The organism is Hoylesella buccalis ATCC 35310, assembly GCF_000177075.1.
Lineage (GTDB): Bacteria > Bacteroidota > Bacteroidia > Bacteroidales > Bacteroidaceae > Prevotella > Prevotella buccalis.
This window is the reverse complement of record NZ_ADEG01000054.1, coordinates 1-3,245: the sequence shown is the minus strand read 5'-3', so window position 1 is coordinate 3,245 and position 3,245 is coordinate 1. Positions and strand designations below refer to the sequence as shown.

The window sequence follows — 3,245 nt, the reverse complement described above, 5'->3', positions numbered from 1 at the left end:
CCATAAAGCAATGAGATGAGCCGACAAGAAACAACACTTTGAGGTCCAATTTACACACCTTTGCACAACAAAAGCATGTTAATAAGCGGCTTAAACCAATGCTTTTGGTTCCTAAAGGACATCAATAACGGGTACATCTTGATATCAATAAACAGAATACTCTGTATATCAACAACATACAAACTTCTCCATTTTCAGCGTATTTACGCATGGATGCAAGTTTGTTTGTCTACACGCAAATTTTAAGCAGGATGGTTGTCAAAATAATTTTCAGTGTATTGATAAAAGAACAACCAATCTTAAACATTCACGTTCAGGTTGATATTGAATCTCTGTAGCCGATACGACTTGTTTGATGGATGTCATCATGTGAGCAGTACATTACCAAATTCATTGACGAGATTTTCAGAGAATTGCTTGCATACCTCAAGAATTTTGACGATTTTTGTATAAAGGTTGTACATACGATTCTCTGAACTTAATGTTTTGAATACCACCAAGTTACTAAAAATCAACGACATGTGTAACTTTTGTGCATATTTATCAACTTAAATAAATTCCGCCAACGAGTCAATGATAGAAAGTATTATAGATTCACATATAACAGAGCAACTATATAAAATATATAGTTTAGACATTGACGGTTTTGTCAATAACCAGGAGCAAGTCAAAACTTTAAATTTTGAATATGAATGGCCTGTTGTTGATTTTTTAGAGCCTGTTTTTATGCCTTTGTTCCAAAACATAGACTCCAACTTTATCTATTTAACAAAAGGATATAATATAACAAAAGATGAAATCTATTCTAAATTTTCAAGGAAAGATTTCATAGAGTTCATGAGAGGTAACAAGACTTATACTCCACGAGGGCGAAGTAAGGAAAGTATTGACACTTATTATATGATAGGCCTAACTATTTTTGACGAAACCTACGAATGGTTAATTCATAATAATGTTGACGTGGGATATTTAACCTTTTCTTTTCAAATTAAGAAATTCAACAATGAGAAGATACTAAATTTACTTACGAACAATAAGTGGTTTGTGCGTGATGATAATTATTGAGGACGGCAGCGGTGCTATCGAGTATTACTACGGTAAGATGGGCAAGGTTGCCAAGACCCGCCGCACGCTGATTGTACCTAATCAGACAGTGGCAACCTACGTAACACAGTGGAAGTATGACAGCCACAATCGCCTATTGGAAATGATTTACCCCGATGAGGAGAAAGTAACCTACGGGTACAACCTCGGTGGACAGGTAGACCACGTCCGTGGCTACAAGTCCTATGGCTACGATTATGTGAACAAGATTGGCTATCATAAGTTTGAGCAGCGCACTTACCTGAAGTACTGTAACGGAGCGGAAACCTTCTACTCCTATGACCCACAACGTTGCCGACTGCAGAACCTCGTGGTCAATGCCAAAGCAGGTCGTTCTGAAAACGGATATACACCTGCAGAAATAACATTGAGACATAAACTTATCCACAGCCTCAGATATATGGAAGGCATATCCACTTTGGCAAAAGAGGATTACCAATATACCGACGGATTGTATCTTGTTACCGAAAAAACAGTCTATAAAAGAGTTGCAAACCATAGGTATGAGCAGGTATAACAAGAAATATAAATACACCGAAAATATGTTGCGAAAAGAGTAAAATCTTCAACAACGTTTATCACATGTTTCAAATGACTAAAAAGGTTTTGGTTATTCTTTTTTCGATTATTATTTTAACAGGAGGGTGTAACTCCCCCTTGTCAAAGTTTAAATGTGTCTATGACATGTATGGTGATAGCACTGTTTATTATGTAATAACAATCAATGGAGATTATCTAAAGACTACCAAACATAAACACATTATAGTTTCCGAGTTTGACAGCTTAAATAATATATGGCATTCTCCAGTAGATAGTATTTTTGAAAAAAAGGATAGTATATTTCTAAGCAAAGAATTACAAGATTCACTGATTTTTCATATAGAAAATGCTATAAAAAGTGACAAAAGCATTACTTCTTACATGTCTACCAATCAATCTATAATAACGATAAGTTGGAATAAACGTACTTATAAACTCCAATATAGCAACATAGGGCAACGTGGTTTGATTTCATTTCTAAAAAAACACTCTTCCATCCAGATCAAATGAACAGCAAATAAAAGATTAAGTATAAATATGCCATTACGAAACAACCGTACATATCCCTACAAAATTGAGCTGCGCACCTACCTGAAGTATTGCAACGGAGCGGAAACGTTCTACAGTTACGACCCACAGCGTCGCAGACTACAGAACCTTGCAGTCAATGCTGGCGGCAAGACCATCATGGACAGTGCCCTCCAGTTGCAATCCATCAAGGACAATTACAAGACATTCGATTTGCCATACAACGGTCAGGACAATACCGACTATGTCAATGGCAAAGGCTTTAGTAGTGATGACGACACGCCAGAGGCAGCACAGGCAAGGGCGATGGTCAAGACGAGGGCTGGCGAAGCTGGCACTAACGAGCGGATGCAGTTCTAATACCATCCCGACCATTTGGGCAGCAGTAGCTACATCACCAACTTGGATGGTGAGGTCATGCAGCACATTGAATATGTACCGTATGGCGAGGTGTTCATAGATGAATTGGAGCTTACGCAAAAGCTAAACAGGAATTAGAAACTTTACAACAAACATGGGGAACAATGAGATGATAAGAAATATATTACATTCTATCTTGGTCATTTTTGTTTTGGCTAGTTGCCAAAACAAAAATGACATCAATAAGATAGTTTCGAATCATTGGCAGCAAGATAGCATAAATTGTATTGTAGACTTTTCTTCTTGTTTTAGCTTCAACTGGGATGTATGTTATTATTTTTCCAGTAAATGCTCTTTAGAGGAGATTAATAAGGATTTAGGTATACAGTTTAATGAGTTCGAAGACACAAGTGATAGAATGATTTTTGTTCAAGACAAAAGAATCATTTACACACAAGACTGGTATTATATACCAGAGAAAATACAAACTGGTATAATATTTGATCAAAGTATAAGAAAACTAAAAATCAAGAAAGGTAATGCGAAATTTAGAATAGAAAAGAAACGTGATAGGTATTTGCTAATTCCAATCTATAAGTAATGCTTCAAATTGGATTTTATCGTAGCAACAAATAGAAATCAGTGATTTTTGCTATTTTTGTAACCCCAAACAAAGAGAAAATTACCTTACGATAACCCTTCGGAACTTTATG

Annotated in this window: 3 protein-coding genes and 3 pseudogenes; 5 read left to right on the top strand and 1 reads right to left on the bottom strand. The window is 36.1% G+C overall.

The annotated features are described in order from the left end of the window. Positions 1-377: 377 nt before the first annotated feature. A pseudogene (locus HMPREF0650_RS13735) lies at positions 378-521 on the bottom strand (IS982 family transposase); the annotation flags it as partial. A gap of 52 nt (positions 522-573) precedes the next feature. On the opposite strand from HMPREF0650_RS13735, the gene HMPREF0650_RS05960 reads away from it, so the two are divergent. The 5 genes and pseudogenes from HMPREF0650_RS05960 (at position 574) to HMPREF0650_RS13505 (ending at position 3,133) form a co-directional block, all read left to right on the top strand. Continuing rightward, on the top strand, positions 574-1,065 hold the full coding sequence (locus HMPREF0650_RS05960; RefSeq protein WP_004349154.1) for a hypothetical protein: 492 nt from the start codon (positions 574-576) through the stop codon (positions 1,063-1,065). After that, positions 1,049-1,456: pseudogene (locus HMPREF0650_RS13515) on the top strand (RHS repeat-associated core domain-containing protein); the annotation flags it as partial. The gene HMPREF0650_RS05960 and the pseudogene HMPREF0650_RS13515, both read left to right, overlap by 17 nt. A 239-nt stretch (positions 1,457-1,695) precedes the next feature. Continuing rightward, entirely contained in the window at positions 1,696-2,154 is a 459-nt protein-coding gene (locus tag HMPREF0650_RS05950; RefSeq protein WP_245543464.1) for a hypothetical protein, read from the top strand. 114 nt (positions 2,155-2,268) lie between these two features. Continuing rightward, positions 2,269-2,637 (top strand): annotated as a pseudogene (locus HMPREF0650_RS13510) (peptidoglycan DD-metalloendopeptidase family protein); the annotation flags it as partial. A gap of 49 nt (positions 2,638-2,686) precedes the next feature. After that, entirely contained in the window at positions 2,687-3,133 is a 447-nt protein-coding gene (locus HMPREF0650_RS13505) for a hypothetical protein (RefSeq protein WP_227207877.1), read from the top strand. Positions 3,134-3,245: the final 112 nt, after the last annotated feature.